This window comes from Kitasatospora sp. MY 5-36 (genome assembly GCF_001182915.1).
GTDB lineage: Bacteria > Actinomycetota > Actinomycetes > Streptomycetales > Streptomycetaceae > Kitasatospora.
Genome location: NZ_LFVW01000259.1, coordinates 1 through 15,022, shown reverse-complemented (window position 1 = coordinate 15,022; position 15,022 = coordinate 1). Strand labels below are relative to the sequence as shown.

General features: G+C 74.0%; 14 protein-coding genes and 1 pseudogene. 3 read left to right on the top strand and 12 right to left on the bottom strand.

What is annotated here, in order from left to right:
• Positions 1 to 616 (top strand): annotated as a pseudogene (locus AE652_RS18490) (hypothetical protein); the annotation flags it as partial.
• Positions 617 to 686: 70 nt separating this feature from the next.
• Here the strand turns inward: AE652_RS18490 and AE652_RS18485 are convergent.
• From AE652_RS18485 to AE652_RS18475, 3 genes are all read right to left on the bottom strand, one after another.
• Entirely contained in the window at positions 687 to 1,355 is a 669-nt protein-coding gene (locus AE652_RS18485; RefSeq protein ID WP_049652843.1) for a GAP family protein, read from the bottom strand.
• 231 nt (positions 1,356 to 1,586) lie between these two features.
• A complete protein-coding gene (gene argG / locus AE652_RS18480) occupies positions 1,587 to 2,999 on the bottom strand; it encodes an argininosuccinate synthase (protein ID WP_049652841.1) in 1,413 nt (470 codons plus the stop codon).
• Positions 3,000 to 3,211: 212 nt separating this feature from the next.
• Positions 3,212 to 3,871: a rhomboid-like protein gene (locus AE652_RS18475; protein ID WP_234348431.1), complete on the bottom strand. Its 660-nt coding sequence runs from the start codon at positions 3,869 to 3,871 to the stop codon at positions 3,212 to 3,214.
• A gap of 241 nt (positions 3,872 to 4,112) precedes the next feature.
• Between AE652_RS18475 and AE652_RS18470 the strand changes: the two genes are divergently transcribed.
• Positions 4,113 to 4,934 carry a rhomboid-like protein gene (locus AE652_RS18470; RefSeq protein ID WP_063780182.1) on the top strand — a complete coding sequence of 274 codons (822 nt, stop codon included), beginning with the start codon at positions 4,113 to 4,115 and terminating at the stop codon, positions 4,932 to 4,934.
• Here the strand turns inward: AE652_RS18470 and AE652_RS18465 are convergent.
• The 9 genes from AE652_RS18465 to AE652_RS18425 all read right to left on the bottom strand — a co-directional run bounded on the left by AE652_RS18465 (position 4,895) and on the right by AE652_RS18425 (position 14,237).
• Complete coding sequence (locus tag AE652_RS18465) at positions 4,895 to 5,782, bottom strand: YhjD/YihY/BrkB family envelope integrity protein (protein ID WP_082345818.1); 888 nt, start codon at positions 5,780 to 5,782, stop codon at positions 4,895 to 4,897. The genes AE652_RS18470 and AE652_RS18465 overlap by 40 nt on opposite strands.
• A gap of 273 nt (positions 5,783 to 6,055) precedes the next feature.
• Entirely contained in the window at positions 6,056 to 6,436 is a 381-nt protein-coding gene (locus tag AE652_RS18460) for a VOC family protein (RefSeq protein ID WP_049652838.1), read from the bottom strand.
• Positions 6,437 to 6,464: 28 nt separating this feature from the next.
• Positions 6,465 to 7,697 carry a methyltransferase gene (locus AE652_RS18455; RefSeq protein ID WP_369808306.1) on the bottom strand — a complete coding sequence of 411 codons (1,233 nt, stop codon included), beginning with the start codon at positions 7,695 to 7,697 and terminating at the stop codon, positions 6,465 to 6,467.
• Between the two features lie 280 nt (positions 7,698 to 7,977).
• The gene (locus tag AE652_RS18450) at positions 7,978 to 8,880 is read right to left on the bottom strand and encodes an STM4011 family radical SAM protein (protein ID WP_049652847.1); all 903 of its coding nucleotides are present in this window, start codon (positions 8,878 to 8,880) and stop codon (positions 7,978 to 7,980) included.
• Positions 8,881 to 8,891: 11 nt separating this feature from the next.
• Entirely contained in the window at positions 8,892 to 10,226 is a 1,335-nt protein-coding gene (locus AE652_RS18445) for an STM4012 family radical SAM protein (RefSeq protein WP_049652837.1), read from the bottom strand.
• Complete coding sequence (locus AE652_RS18440; RefSeq protein ID WP_199823106.1) at positions 10,223 to 11,065, bottom strand: STM4013/SEN3800 family hydrolase; 843 nt, start codon at positions 11,063 to 11,065, stop codon at positions 10,223 to 10,225. The genes AE652_RS18445 and AE652_RS18440 overlap by 4 nt, the downstream gene beginning before the upstream one ends.
• A gap of 29 nt (positions 11,066 to 11,094) precedes the next feature.
• Entirely contained in the window at positions 11,095 to 12,219 is a 1,125-nt protein-coding gene (locus AE652_RS18435) for an STM4014 family protein (protein WP_049652832.1), read from the bottom strand.
• Between the two features lie 16 nt (positions 12,220 to 12,235).
• Positions 12,236 to 13,177, bottom strand: a complete 942-nt coding sequence (locus AE652_RS18430) for an STM4015 family protein (RefSeq protein WP_049652830.1) — start codon at positions 13,175 to 13,177, stop codon at positions 12,236 to 12,238.
• An 82-nt stretch (positions 13,178 to 13,259) separates the two neighbouring features.
• On the bottom strand, positions 13,260 to 14,237 hold the full coding sequence (locus tag AE652_RS18425; RefSeq protein WP_049652827.1) for an STM4015 family protein: 978 nt from the start codon (positions 14,235 to 14,237) through the stop codon (positions 13,260 to 13,262).
• A 201-nt stretch (positions 14,238 to 14,438) separates the two neighbouring features.
• Here AE652_RS18425 and AE652_RS18420 point away from each other — a divergent pair, with 201 nt between their 5' ends.
• On the top strand, positions 14,439 to 14,765 hold the full coding sequence (locus tag AE652_RS18420; RefSeq protein ID WP_049652826.1) for a hypothetical protein: 327 nt from the start codon (positions 14,439 to 14,441) through the stop codon (positions 14,763 to 14,765).
• The last annotated feature ends 257 nt before the right edge of the window (positions 14,766 to 15,022 follow it).

Sequence of the window (15,022 nt, the reverse complement as noted above, 5' to 3'; positions counted from 1 at the left end):
AGGGCTTGGCGCGGGAGCGGGTGCCGGAGCCGGTCCCGGCCTGCGGTCGGGCGCCGGTTCGGGGGCGGGATCCGGTCCAGGCTCGGGTTCCGGTCCGGGGGCGGCCCCGGGGCAGTCCCGGTGGGCCGGGGGACGGGCGGAGCTGCGGCGCGACCTGCGGCACCTGTGCGCGGGGGTGGCGGGCGCGGTCGAGCCGGGGGAGCTGGCCCTGGACCTCGAACTCGCCGAGAAGACCGCCTTCCGGACCCTCGGCTGCCTGCTGTACGGCATGGGACGTGCGGCGGACGGCGTCTTCTGGTGGCGGATAGCCGCCCAGTACGGGGACCAGCTGGCCGTGCACTGTCTGGCCGTGCACTACACCGCCGAGGGCGAACGGTGCGACGCGGCCCGCTGGGCCGCCCAGGCCCAGGACCTCAGCGCCCCGGGCCGCCTGCCGGAGCTGGCGCCCGACGTCCGGCCGGGCGGGGCGGCGGAGCTGGCGCGGGTGCTGGCGGAGCGCTACGACGGCGAGATCCTGCTGACGGTACGGGAGGCGGTGGCGGCGCGGCCGACGGCCGACCCCGGGCGGTTGGGGGTCCGGGCCGTGCGGGGGCGGGGGGTGGTGCGGATCCGGTGACGGGGACGGGGTGGGTAGGAAAGCGGGCCGGCCCGAGGGGTGGGCCGGTCGGGGTCGGGTAGGCGGGGGCTCACGTGAGCCCGGAGACGGCGTCGCCCAGGTACTCGGCGCCGAGCAGCAGCGGGACGGTGATCATGATCGCCGCGCTGTGCGTGGCCGTCCAGGCGCGCCACTCGCCGAGGGTGCGTCGTGCCTGGGCGCTTCCCCGGAGGTGCGCCGCGAGCGGCAGCAGGGTGCCCAGCGAACCGAGCAGCACCATCAGGGCGGTGGCCACCGCCTTCTCCCCGCCGCCGGTCGGCGCGGCGGCGATGGAGGCGGCGCCGCCGACGGCCGGGACCAGGGTCTTCGGGTGGGCGATGACCAGGACCACGGCGAGACCGGCGGACCGGGCGGCGGTCAGCCGGTCGATCGAGAGCAGCCAGGCCGGTGGCGCGGTCACCCGGCCGGGTCGCGGTCGTTCGCGCCACTGCCGGGCGGCCAGCAGGACGAGTACGGTGCCGAGGGCGAGCTTCAGCCAGGACGACCAGGTCGGTGTGGTGCGGGCGGGGTTCAACGCGGTGCCCGCGGTTACGACGGCGGCCGACACCGCGGCGAGGCCGAGCAGCCAGCCGGCCGTGAAGGCGACCCCGTTGGCCCGGCCGCGCGGTGAGGCGAGGACCAGCAGGACGGCGATCAGCGGCAGCGGGCTGAGCGCGACCGCCACTGCGGAGGCCAGCATCGGGCCGATCGCTTCACCCATCCCCGGACCTGCCTTCCCGTCGCCAGGCGCCGTCCGCCATTCAGCTCCCGACGGGCGGGTGGCGCACGGCCGGTGCCGCCGTTCGAGTGAGGGCGGGGCGGAGCGTGGACGGGGAGCGGTGGCGGGTGCCGGGGCCGGGAGGCGGGGGCGGGCGGAGCGGAGGCGCGGGGGGAGCGGCCGAGGGCCGCCGCACCGCTGGGGTGCGACGGCCCTCCGCGGGCGTGAGGCGCGTCAGTCGGTGCCGGACTCGAGCGCCGCGTGGTCGAGCGCGTTCGGGTCCTCCTCGTCACCGTTGCCGGCGGCGATGGGAGCCGCGCCGCCCGGGGCGAGCTCGCCGATCAGGCCGCTCCACGGTGCCAGCTGGCCGTGCACCGCGTACTGCTCCAGCTTGCTGCGCGAGTCGGCGATGTCGAGGTTGCGCATGGTCAGCTGGCCGATGCGGTCGTCGGGGACGAACGCGGCGTCGACGCTGCGCTCCATCGACAGCTTCTCGGGGTGGTAGCTGAAGTTGGGGCCCTGGGTGTCGATGACCGAGTAGTCCTGGCCGCGCCGCAGCCGCAGGGTGACGCTGCCGGTGACCGGGTGGCCGATCCACCGCTGAATGCTGTCCCGGAGCATCAGCGACTGCGGGTCGAACCAGCGGCCCTCGTACAGCAGCCGGCCGAGCCGCCGTCCCTGGGTGTGGTACGTGGCGATGGTGTCCTCGTTGTGGATGGCGTTGAGCAGCCGCTCGTAGGCGATGTGCAGCAGCGCCATGCCGGGGGCCTCGTAGATGCCGCGGCTCTTGGCCTCGATGATGCGGTTCTCGATCTGGTCCGACATGCCCAGACCGTGCCGGCCACCGATGGTGTTGGCCTCGTGGACCAGGTCGACGGCGCTGGCGAACTCCTGGCCGTTGATCCGGACCGGGCGGCCGAACTCGAACTCGACGGTGACGTCCTCGGTCTGGATCTCGACCGCCGGGTCCCAGAAGGCCACGCCCATGATCGGGCTGACGATCTCCAGGGAGGCGTCCAGGTACTCCAACCGCTTGGCCTCGTGGGTGGCGCCCCAGATGTTGGCGTCGGTGGAGTAGGCCTTCTCGGCGGAGTCCCGGTACGGCAGGTCCCGCTCGGCGAGCCACTCGGACATCTCCTTGCGGCCGCCGAGCTGGTCGACGAACGCCTGGTCCAGCCACGGCTTGTAGATCCGCAGGTTGGGGTTGGCGAGCAGGCCGTAGCGGTAGAACCGCTCGATGTCGTTGCCCTTGTAGGTGGAGCCGTCGCCCCAGATGGAGACGCCGTCCTCCTGCATGGCGCGCACCAGCAGCGTGCCGGTCACGGCGCGGCCGAGCGGGGTGGTGTTGAAGTACGTCTGCCCGGCGGAGCGGATGTGGAAGGCACCGCAGGCGAGGGCGGCCAGGCCCTCCTCGACCAGCGCGGCCCGGCAGTCCACCAGCCGGGCCTGCTCGGCGCCGTACGCGCGGCCCCGGGCCGGGACGTCGGCGAGGTTCGGCTCGTCGTACTGGCCGATGTCGGCCGTGTAGGCGTAGGGGAAGGCACCGTGTTCGCGCATCCACGCTACGGCGACGGAGGTGTCCAACCCACCGGAGAATGCGATGCCGATCCGTTCACCGACCGGCAGCTTGCTCAAGACCTTCGACATGGATGCACCCTTGACCCGCGTGAGCGGGCCCCTGATCTAGCGATGTGTGACGGAATTCGGCGTAATCGATCCGATGCCCGAACTCTGGCATAGATTTGCAGAGTAATGCAAGAGCATACGGAGCCCCGGGTGGCGACGAAGGTTCTCCCGGCTGCTGCGCGTCGACCGGCCCGTTGGTCAACTTGCTTGACTGGACGGGTGGTTGGGGTGGATCAGGAGGCCGTGGCGGGCGCTCGGGTGCGCATCCAGACGGTGCGGGAGGCGAGGGCGCCCAGCCCGAGGGCGACGAGGTGGCCGGCGTCGGCCAGCTGCTGGTCCAGCGCCCAGGCGCCGGCGAGGGCCAGGGCGAGCGCCGGCAGGCCGTAACGGCGCAGCGGGCGCGGGCCGAGCGCGAGGAGGCAGGCGCCGGTGGCGACCAGGCCGTAGCTGATGCCCACGTCCCGGGCGCGGGAGAGTGCGCCCGGGATGCGGGCGGTCAGCATCACCCACATGGCGCCCTCGGTGAGCAGCGTGGCGCCCAGGTGCCCGAAGACGAAGACCGCACCGGCCCGGGCCGGACCCCAGCGCCACTCGGCCAGGCCCAGGACGGCGGCGACCGCCGCGATGCCTGCCCAGGCCGGAACCCCGTCGACCACCAGGCCGCTGGTGAAGAGGGTCCACCACTTGCCCACTTCCATGTGATGGACGTTGCTGCTGTTGTGCCGGACGAACCGGGCCCGCTCGGCATGGCCCTGGCTCGCCAGCCAGGAGGCCGTCACGGTCAGCAGCAGGACGTACGCCGTGGTGAGGCGTAGGCGGACGGCGGCTCTCAGCGCCGCCTGCCGGGGAGCGGCGGTGCTGGTCGGTGTCCTCGTCGCGAGGCGATCGCTCATCGTGCCTGGTGCCCTTGCTCGGCGGTTCCCGGTACCGGCCCCGCCCGGTGCGTGGAGGGGAGGCTGCGACCGGGACGGTCCGAGCGCCAGCGTACGCGAGCGCCGTGGAGGCCGTCGGGGCCGGTGGCGGGGCGTGTGAGGTGGGCGGATTCCCGCGGGCTGTACCGGGACGGCGGGTGGCGGGTGGCGGCGGGGTCGGGCGGGGGCGAGGGTGAGGGGGAGGAGTGTCGAGGAGGCGCCGATGGCCGGCAGCACAGCCAGGGGCGCCAAGGCGCACCGGCGGCCCTGGTGGGCGCGTGCCGTACACGCGGTGTGGGCCTATGTCCGGCGCGCGCCGGGTACCTACACTTGGCTGGCGGTCCTGCTCGTCACCACACAGGTGATCCGGCACGTCGATCCGGCGACCGCGGACCGCATCCTGGAGCGGCGTTCGACCAACCTCCACCACCTCCAGGTGTCGCCGGTGCGTGTCCTGGTCACCAGCGCCCTGTGGATCGCGGGCGGCGGCTGGCCGTTCTACTTCCTGCTGTACAACCTCTTCCACGTGCCCGCCGAACGATGGCTCGGCACGTTGCGCTGGATCTCGGTGGCGGCGCTCGCGCACGTCGGCGCCACCTACCTCAGCGAGGGCGTGCTCGGCTGGGCGATCCACCGGGGGCTGGCCTCGCCGAGGGCCCTCTACACCCTGGACTACGGCGTCAGTTACGCGCTGGCCGGCGTGGTCGCGGTCCTCACCTACCTGATCGTGCGGCCCTGGCGGTACCTGTACGCGGTGGGAGTGCTGGTGGTCTACGGGCTGGGCGTGCAGCAGAGCCGGGACTACACGAGCATCGGCCACTTCAGCGCGGCGCTGATCGGGTTCGCCTGCTACCCGCTGACCCGGGACCGCCCGGGCTCCTTCGACCCGGTCGCCTTGGTCCGTGCGGTCTGTCGGCGGGTGCGCGGGCGGTCGGGTCGTCCGACGCCGTCGGCGCGTTCGTCAGTGTTGCGGGTGTGGCGGGTGACCGGTGCCGGGGCGGCTGGTCAGGTTCCGCGCCGCTCGGGGCCGGTCGGCCCCAGGTAGGCGCTGAGCGGCCTCTCCTGGGCCAGCACCGCGCCGGCCGTGATGGCGAAGGTGACGGCGATGCAGAAGGCGATCAGCCAGGACAGCACCATCAGCACCAGGCCCAGCGAGCCGTACTGGGCCAGTGAGCGGTTCAGTGCGATCGGCATGTAGATCCGGGCGGTCAGCGACATCGCGGTGGACGCGATGGCGGTGAGCAGTGCTCCCGGCACCAGGGACAGCCAACGGATCCGTGCGCTCAGCAGCAGGCGGGCGGTCCACCACCAGACCAGGAAGGAGGCCGCGAAGGTCAGCGGCAGGCCCAGCCAGAGCCCGGCGCCGAAGCCGTTCCGCAGCACGCCTTGGAACAGCAGCACGACCACCCAGCAGGCGATCCACAGCAGCCACCGCCAGGCCGCGACCCGGGTGCCGGACTTCGGCAGCTGCCAGGCGTGTTCGCAGACCCGGGCGACCGCCCGGCTGCAGCTCGTGCCGGACAGCAGTGCCATCAGCAGGCCGATGATCCCCGTGGTCTGCCGCAGGTCGCCGGGGCTGTACAGCGCCTGGCGCAGTTGCTCGGCGGAGGCGCCGGAGATGCCGAACAGCGAGCGCAGTGAGGAGTTCATCTGGTTCCGCACGCCCTCGGGGGCGAAGGCGGCCACGGCGAACAGGAGGGGGATGGAGGTCAGGAACAGCTGGGAGGCCATCCGGGTGGCGGAGTCCAGTAGGCCGGGGGAGAAGAGGCGGGCGGTCAGCTCGGTGATCACCGGGAAGCGCCGCTCGGCCTCACTCCGTGCCCGCACGACCCGCATGCGGGCCAGGAGCAGCTGTTCCTTCCGGCGGCCGCGGGTGCCCCTCGGCAATCTCATCCCTCGGTCCTCCCGCATCCGGGCGGCGGTCCGCACCAGTCAAGGCGAGGCGGTGGCGGGTCGCCACCGGAGCGAGCCGTCCGGAGCGGCCGCGAGCCGGGGCGGCCGCTCCATCGGCGTGGCCGTTCTTCGTGTTCGGGCGGGTCCAGCCTGGGATGGCCATCCGACACCTGCCGCTGCTGCCCGGCCTGTTCCGTACGAGCGGGCCGGGCAGCGGCGCCGTGTCCGACGGGTGCGGTGCAGCGCTTGACGGGTGGGCCGGGTGCGGGACGGCTACTGGCCGACCCGCTGGGACACGCAGACGATGTTGCCTTCGCTGTCCTTGAACCAGGCCGCGCGCATACCCTCGCCCTCGGCGACCCCGTTGACGGTCTGCAGACCGGGGAAGTCGTACTCCTCGAAGGTGATGCCGCGGTCGCGGAGGCCGGCCATCTCGCCGTCGAGGTCGGCGACCTTGAAACTGGCGAGAGTGTGGGCGGCCTGTCCACCGCTGGGAGTGCGGTAGACGGTGAACTGGGTGCCGCCACAGTCGCAGACGAACTCCTCCTCACCTTCCTCGGCGAGCTTGAGGCCGAGGGTGTCGGTGTAGAAGGCCTTGGCGCGGGCGAGATCGGTGGCGGGGATGACTGCTTGCAGCGGAGCGTCTCCAAGCATGGTGTTTCGCCTCCTCTCTGTCACCAGGCTAGGGACGTGCGGGCCGGGTCGCCCGGTGGGCGCAGGGCTGCTTCGGGCTGTGTGCGGCAGGTCGCCGGGAGTCATGCGGGGCCAGTCTCCAGAGCGAGGTGACCTCCGCGGCGCGGGCGGTGTGGAGGAGGGGGTCGGCCCGGTCGGGGGTGGTGGCCCTCGGGTGGCGGGGGGCGGTGTCGAGGCGCCCGGTGACGTGCAGCCCGGCTCCGGAGACGGCACCGAGCAGATCGGCGCGGGAGCGCAGGCCGAGGTGCTCGGCGAGGTCGGAGAGGACGAGCCAGCCCTCGCCGCCGGGCAGCAGGCGGTCGGCCAGGCCGTCGAGGAAGCCGCGGAGCATGCGGCTGCCCGGGTCGTAGACGCCCTCGTCGAGCGCGGAGCTCGGCCGGCCGGGCAGCCACGGGGGATTGCAGACGACCAGGGCGGCCCGGCCGCGGCCGGGAGGGTAGAGGCCGGTGCCGGCGGTCTCGATGCGGTCGGCGAGACCGAGCCGGTGGGCGTTGTCGCGGGCGCAGGCGAGGGCGCGCGGGTTGGCGTCGGTGACCAGGACCTCGTGCAGGCCGCGCCGGGCGAGGAGCGCGGCGAGGACACCCGTGCCGGTGCCGAGGTCGTAGGCGGTGGGGTGGTCATGGGCGGTCGGCGGCAGCGGCGCCCGGGCGACGAGGTCGACGTACTCGCCGCGGACGGGTGAGAAGACCCCGTAGTGCGGGTGGATGCGGGCGCCGAGGGCCGGGACCTCGACGCCCCTGGCGCGCCACTGGTGGGCGCCGATCACACCGAGGAGCTCGCGCAGGGACACGATTCTGTTGTCAAGGAGCGGTCCGTAGGCCGCCCGGCAGGCCTCGCGGACGTCGGGCGCCCGGTGGAGTCGGACGCGGTGATCGGCGCCGAGCGGTACCAGCAGCATGCCCAGGACGCGCGCGAGGCGGGCGCGCTCCCGGCGGTGCTGCCGGAAGGCCTCGGCCGGGGAGCCGGTGGCGGATCGGGGCCGGCGCCGCTCGGCGCGGCGGCGCATGGCGTGCAGGAGGCGGAGCGCGCCGGGGTAGTCGCCCTGCCAGAGCAGGGCGGTGCCCTCGCAGGCCGACCGGTAGGCGGCCTCGGCGCGCAGGGTGTCGTCGGCGGCGATCAGGCGGCGCGGCGGGGGCGTGCCGTTCTCGCTGTGCCAGGGTGCGGGCAGGGCGGAGGTGGTGGGCAGGGTGACGATGCTTGGCCGGTGGGTGTCGGACACCAGGGGTTCCTCGTGGTCGAACGTGCAAGGGGCACGAAGAGCACTTCGACGAAGAGGCGAGCAGCAGGCGCGTCGGGCCGTGGCGCCGCCGGGACGGCGGGCGCGGGCGTCAGGCCGGGTGCGGCTCGCGCGTCGAAGCGCGAGCCGGGGTGTCACCGAGCACGAGGCCCGGCACGACGGCGAGCCGTATGCCACTGATCATCTGCGGGCCTCCCTTCCGAACCAGCTGGTCCTGCGCGGTTGTTCGTACGCTTTCACACAGAGTGGCCGACTGGCAACCGATTTATGACCGGCCCCCGGACCAGCCGTGTGGCACGCGCTCCAGCACGCCCGCGCCGAACAGCTCGTACAGCGGCAGCGTCTCCAGGTGGACGTAGCCGATGTGGCAGTCGCAGACCGGCAACGGGCAGGCACGCGGCAGCAGTTGCGCGCGGTAGCTGCCGTCGTAAAGGTTGCCGAGGACGTCCCGGACGAAGTGGCAGCGGCGCACGGTGCCGTCGCCGTCCACCGACAGCACGGACTCCCCGGTGCGGCACGGCAGCCCGGCGCTGGGGTGGGCGTGCCGGCTGTAGCCGAAGTGCGGGTCGACGGCGGCCCATTGGGCGGCCTCGGCGTCGGTGTAGCCGAGGCCCTCGGCGGCGTTGACCCACAGGTAGACGCCCTCGGGGAGCTCGGCGCGCAGCCGGCGGGCCTCGGCGAGGTGCTCGGGTTGGCCGACGACGCCGACGCTGTAGCGCACGCCGAGTGCGTCCAACTCCTGGCACTTGGCGAGGAAGCGCTCGCGGGTGACCTGGCCGGGGTGGAAGGTGACCCAGAGGGCGAGGGTGTCGAGGTCCGCCTCGGCGAGCCAGCCCGTGCGGCAGCTGAGGTTGGTCTGGATCGCGACCCGGCGGACGTGCGGCAGGCGGCTCAGCTCGACCAGCGCGCGGCGGTACCAGGACCGCACCAGCCCCTCGCCCCAGGGGGTGAACAGCAACGACAGGGTGTCGCCGGTGCCCGCGCGCCCGGCGGCCCAGCCGGTGAAACGCTCCAACGCGGCCCGGTCGGAGCGCAGTTGCTCCGGGCTGTCGCGCCGCTTGGCGAACGGGCAGTACGGGCAGTCGTAGTCGCAGGAGGCGAGCGGGCCGCGGTAGAGCAGGGTGAGGCTCCGCGCCCCGTCCTCCGGCAGCGGTGAGGCGGAGGGCATGCCGAGGAAGGTCATTTCGCCTCGTACGCCGCCATCAGGGCCCGGACCTCGGGCGAGAACAGCATCGGCCCGGCGGCGTCCGAGTGCGCCAGCCCCTCCGGGCTGAGGCGCAGGAACTCCGCGTCGCCGTCGTCGAGCCATCCGCGCTCCGCGAACTCGGCCAGCTCCGCCGGGAAGTCCTCGGCCGGTGAACCGCCGAACCGGGCGCGGTAGTCCGCCAACGGCAGGCCCTCGGCCTGGAGCAGCGACTGCACCAGGTGCCGCCGGCGCGGCTCCGCGCCGCCCATCCGGTGGCCCACCTCGGCACGGTGGAAGTCCTCGGTGGCGACGTAGTCGTCGATGATGCCGCGCACCTCGGTGGCGTTCACCGCGTAGTCGAAGGAGTAGTGCAGCTGGGAGGTGTAGGAGCGGGCGCCGCAGCCCAGGCCGACCATGCCGTCGGTCTGGCAGGCGTACTCGCCCGCGCCGGCCTGCGGGGAGGCGGCGCGGCGGAACATCCGCATCGACACCTGCTGGTAGCCGTGGGCGAGCAGGTGGTCGCGGCCGGCCCGGTAGAGCGCGAGCCGGCGCGCGTCCCAGGCGGCCCGGCTCTCCTGCTCGCCGCGCCGGGCCAGGCCGGTCAGCGGGCGGACGTACAGCGGGTAGAGGTACAGCTCCTCGGGCTGCCAGGCGAGCGCGGTGTCCAACGAGCGGAGCCAGCTCGCCTCGGTCTGGCCGTCGATGCCGTAGATGAGGTCGATGTTGAGCACCGGGAACCCGGCCGCGCGGATCCGGCCGAGGGCGGCCTCCACCTCGGACCGCTTCTGCGGGCGGACGGCGGAGCGCGCCTCGGCGTCGTCGAAGGACTGCACGCCCAGGCTCAGCCGGGTGGTGCCCCGGGCGGCCAGCACCTCCAGCCGGTCGGCGGTCGCGGTGGCGGGCGATGCCTCCACCGAGAGGGGTATCGCCCGCAGGTCGGCGCCCATCCGCCGCTCGGCGATGTCGCACAGCCGCTCCAGCTCACCGGCCGTCAGATAGGTGGGCGTGCCGCCGCCGAACGCGGCCAGCGCGAACCGGGCGCCCTCGTCCAGCGCCGCGCGCACCGCCGTGGCCTGGCGCTCCAGGGCGTCCAGGTAGGCCGTGGTCAGGCCCTCGGGGCTGCCGATCCGGGTGAACAGGTTGCAGAAGCCGCAGCGGACCTCGCAGAACGGGATGTGGAGGTAGAGCGAGAGCGCGTGCTGCGCCTCGCCGGCCCACAGCTCGCGCAGCGGCGGGCGTTCGGGCAGCGGGCGGTAGGCCGTCTTGTGCGGGTACGCGTAGACGTACGACTGGTACGGCGAGTCCGGGCGCGAGGGTGCGGTGGTCATGCGCGCTCCTCGGAGGTCGTGGCGGTGCCCGCCGCTCGGGCGGGGAGGGTGAAGTGCGTGTACGGGACCGACCAGACCACCTCGTGGCCGATCCGGTGGCCGGTGTAGCCGTCCTCGCCGTAGGCGGTGCCGTGGTCGGAGCAGACGATTGCGAAGCAGGAGCGGCGGGCGCTCATCGCGGCGAACAGCCGGCCGATGTGCGCGTCCACGTACTCCAGGGCCGCGGCGTGGGTGGCCCGGGAGTCCCCGTGCTCGCGGGTGGCTCCGGGCAGGTGGAACCAGTTCGGCTGGTGCAGCGCCGAGACGTTCAGGAAGAGGAACAGCGGCTGGTCGGCGGACTGTTCGGCGGCGACCCGCTCGGCCCGGGCGACCTGCTCCTCGAAGGACGTCGGCGAGGCCACGCCCAACTCGGGCGCCCAGTGGCTCTCCTGGAAGAGGCCCGGCAGCACCGAGCCCAGCGGGCCCTGCTTGTTGAAGAACCCGACACCGCCGATGCACACCGTGCGGTACCCGGCCGCGGCCAGGGCCGTCGGCAGGTCGGGGGCGTCGAAGACCCAGGTGCGCGGGGCGGTGCTCTCGGAACCGGCGAAGCGGGCCGCGAACAGGCGCGGGTGCGGGCCGTCCGGGGAGGCGGGCGTCGGCAGGAAGCCGGCCAGGATCGCCTGGTGGGAGGCGTAGGTGAAGCTGCCGGGCGCGTGCCGGTGCTCCCAGCGGCCGCCGGGGAGGACGGCGGCGAGGTTCGGGATGCGGCCGACGGCGGCCAGCTCCTCGGCGACGTCGAGGCGGAGCGTGTCGAGGGTGACGAGCAGCAGGTCGTGGCTGCCCACGACGGCGTTCATGTCGGGGGACGGGAGGGTGGTCGGGTGGTTCATCGAGCGGGTTCCGTGATCTGGTGGTCCGTCGCCGCGGGCGACGACGGGGAGGGGGCGGTCAGCGCGGCCAGTTGGGCGCCGTAGGTGTCGAGGCCCTCGGCGGGGCCGCCGGGCAGGCCGGTGAGGTTGGGGAGCAGGTCGCCGAAGGCGTTCACCTCGCCGACCAGGGCGCGCCGCCAGCCGGTCGTGGGCAGCACGTCGACGCCGACCATCGGTGAGCCGGGGAAGCAGGCCGCCGCGCGCTCGGCCGTCTCCAGCAGGGCCGGCCAGGCCGGCCCGGCGGCCTCCCGGGCCTGGTCGAGGCTGCCGCGGGCGCCGCCGAGGTGCAGGTTGGTCATCGGCTGGCCGCTGGTGCGCACCACGGCGTGGGTGGCGCGGCCGGAGACCACCACGACCCGCAGGTCCGCCGAGCGCCCGGACTGCGAGGCCTTCGGGATCCACTGCTCGACGTGCAGCCCGTCCGGTGCCAGGCCGTCGACGATCGCGGCGACCTCCCGCTCGCCGCGGTAGCGGCGCACCCGCAGCGAGTTGTGGAGCCGGCCGTCGGCCAGCTCCACCGAGGTGGTGGCCTGCAGCTGCCCGCGCGGTCCGAACTCCAGGGCCATCACCCCGGAGGCGGAGGAGCCGTGCGCCGGCTTGACGAAGACCCGGTGCAGGCCGGCCTCGGCGAGGCGCCCGCGCAGGTGCTCCCAGCCGGTGACCTCGCCGCCGAGCGCCCTGGGCACCGGCACCCCGGCCCCGGCGAGCAGCGCGTGGGTACGGCGCTTGTCGAACATCACGGCGATCTCCTCCGGATCGCCGAGCAGCCGTACGCCGGGTCGGGCGGCCAGCCCGCGCAGCGCGGCCATGACCCCCGCGTACCAGACGGCCGTGCCCTCGACCCTGGTCGGGGCGTAGCCGGGGCCGAGCGCCTGGCCGCGCAGCAGCCGGTCGACCTCCGGCTCCTCGCCGGGCGACTCGATGCGCAGCAGACCGCCTTCGGGCAGCCGGTACCGGCCGCGCAGCACGTCCAGCCAGGGCAGGACGGCGGGCTCGGGCAGCCCGGCGGCCCGGGCGGCGGCCGCGAAGAGCGTCACCCGTCGGTGCCCCGGGTTGCCCAGGACGGTCAGTCGCACGGTCATCGCCTCCGCCGCCCGTCTACTCGGAGACCGAGACGTAGCGGTCGTCCTCGTCGTCCGGGTCGTCACCCTCGGCCTCGTCGAGGTCGAGCCCGACCCCGGGCAGGGCCTCGGACAGACGCTCCTGCATCGCGTCGCTCAGGTAGTGGTGGTGCAGGTCGAGGGAGTTCAGGTGGGTGAGGGGCTGGCCCTCCAGCAGGGCGGTGGCGCCCTCGTCCGTCAGCACGCCCATGGAGAGGTCGAGCGACTCCAACCGGGCCACTATCGGGGCGTGGGCGAGGGCGGCGGCGATCTCGTCCTGGAACTCGCTGTTGGACAGCCCGAGGTGGCGCAGCTCCGGCAGCCGGGAGCCGTCCAGGAACGGTGCCAGGTCGTCCATCGTGGCGTCACCGCCGTACTCGTCCACGCCGAGCCAGAGGTCCAGACGCTCCAGTGCGGGCAGCTCGGAGGCGGCCACCGCGCGCACCACGGTGGCCGGCAGGCCGCCGGACTCGAAGCGCAGGCTGGTCAGGGCGTCGTGACGGACCGGATCCAGGCCGAGGTCCGTACCGCCGCGCACGGCCAGCGACTTCAGCGCGGGGAAGGCGGCCAGCAGCGGGGTGACATCGTCCATCACCAGCCAGGAGACCTCGCACTCGTCGTAGGTCACCTCGGCGAGGAACAGCGCCTCCAGAGCGGGCAGGCGCCCGGCCTCGGCCGTGAGGGCCTCGATCACCGGGCCGACGGAGCCGTAGCCCTCGGCCCCGTTCCACCAGGGACCGATCACCAGGGCACGGACGCTCGCCGGATCGACGTCCTGGAGGAAGGACTGCCAGAGCTGGGCGAAGTCCTGCTCGGAGCGGTACGCGAGGGCGAGCCGCCAGGCGACGCTGTCGGCGGCGGGCCGCGGCCGGGTGTCGTCGGGGGCGAACTCGTGGATCGGCAGCTCGTGGAAGCGTTCGATGTGGCGGGAGATGGACATGTCGGATCCTGGTCGGTCGGGGTGGGCGAGTACGCGGGCGGTCGGGCTGTCGGGCGATCAGGCGGGCGCGGGGCGTTGACGACTACTCGGCCACGGCCACGTAGCGCCACTGGTCGTCGGGCTTGCCGGGCTCGGAGAGGTCGACCTCGACACCGGCCAGGGCCTGACGCAGGCGCTGCTGCATCTCCTCGGTGAGGTAGTGGTGGTGCAGGTCGAGGGAGTTCAGGTGGGTGAGCGGCTGGCCCTCCAGCAGGGCGGTGGCGCCCTGGTCGGTCAGCACACCCATGGAGAGCCTGAGCGACTCCAGCCGGGCGACGACGGGCGCGTGTGCCACGGCGGCCGCGATGTCGTCCTGGAACTCGCTGTTCTGGAGGCCTAGGTGGCGCAGCTTGGGAAAGCGGGTGCCGTCCAGGAACAGCGCGACGTCGGCCATCGTCGCGTCGCCGCCGTAGTTGTCCACGCCCAGCCAGAGCTCCAGCCGCTCCAGGGCGGGGAAGTCACAGCCGGCCACCGAGCGCACGACCGAACCCGGCAGGCCGCCGGCCTCGAAGCGCAGCGCCTCGAGGGCCTCGTGCCGCAGCGGCTTCAGGGCCAGACCGCCCTTGCCGTCCCAGTCCTGCGAGGCGCCGCGCACCACCAGCTCGGCCAGCCGCGGGAAGGCCGTCAGCAGCGGCGTGATGTCGCACTGCTGGATCCAGGAGATCTCGCACTCCTCGAAGGTGATGTCGCCGACGAACAGGGCGCGCAGGGCGGGCAGCCGGCCGGCGGCGGCGACGATCGCCTCCATCGGCTCCTGGAAGCCCTCCGGCTCCTCCGGGGACCACTGGCCGATCACCAGGGCGGTGACCCGCTCGGTGTCGACGGCGCCGAGGAACTGCTCCCAGCGTTCGGCGAACGTCGCCTCGGACTCGTAGTCGAGCTTGACCCGCCAGGCGGCCGAGGCCGCGTCCGGCAGTTCGAGGGCGCCCGATCCGCCCTTCTCCTCGGCCTCCTCCAAGGCCTCCACGAAGTCGAAGACGGGAAGGCCGTGGAACCGCTCGATGTGGTCGTTGACAGTCATGCGCTGCTCCTCTGGGGTCTGGGCCGAACAACTGTCTACCAGCCGGGACTGACAATCCGGCGGCCGGGTCGCCGTCCGGGCGCGTTGTCAGACCCTTGCTCTATGTTCGGGTCCTGGCTCCGGAGAGTGACCGCGGCGGACGCGGCGGAGCCATGGGTTCCGGCGTCCGCCGGAGCCCCTCCGTACGGCGAGGGAGGACTGATGTACCGCCAGGGCGATGTGCTGATCGTGCCGGTAGAGGAGGGCGCGGTGCCGCCGAGGGTGGTGGAGCTGGCCGTGCAGCCCCGGGACGCGCGGGGCCGGATGGTACTCGCGCTCGGCGAGGTCACCGGGCACGCGCACGCCGTGGTCGGCCCCGGCGAGCTGCGCCGGGAGACCGGGCCGTTCGGCGCGGGCTGGCTGCACCTGCCCGAGGGCGGCCGGGTGGTGCACGAGGAGCACGCGGCGATACCGCTGCCCAAGGGCTGGTATCGGGTGGTCCGCCAGCGAGAGTACGTGCCGGGTGCGGTGCGGATGGTCGCGGACTGACGACCGCTCCGCCCGCCGTACGGGGGTCGGCGGGCGGGTGCGGACATGAGGGCGGAGCGCGGCCGTGACCGCGGCACGGAACGGGAACGGACGGCCGGGCGGGGAGCCCGGCCGGGAACGGAGCAGGGATGGAGACGGTGATCCACGACGAGGTCCACGGCGACCGGGCGCAGGCGCGGGAGCTGCCCGGGCCGGTCGAGGTGACGGCCCGCTGGCGGGCGGCCGCGGCGGCCACCGGAGCGGGCGACCGGGCGGCG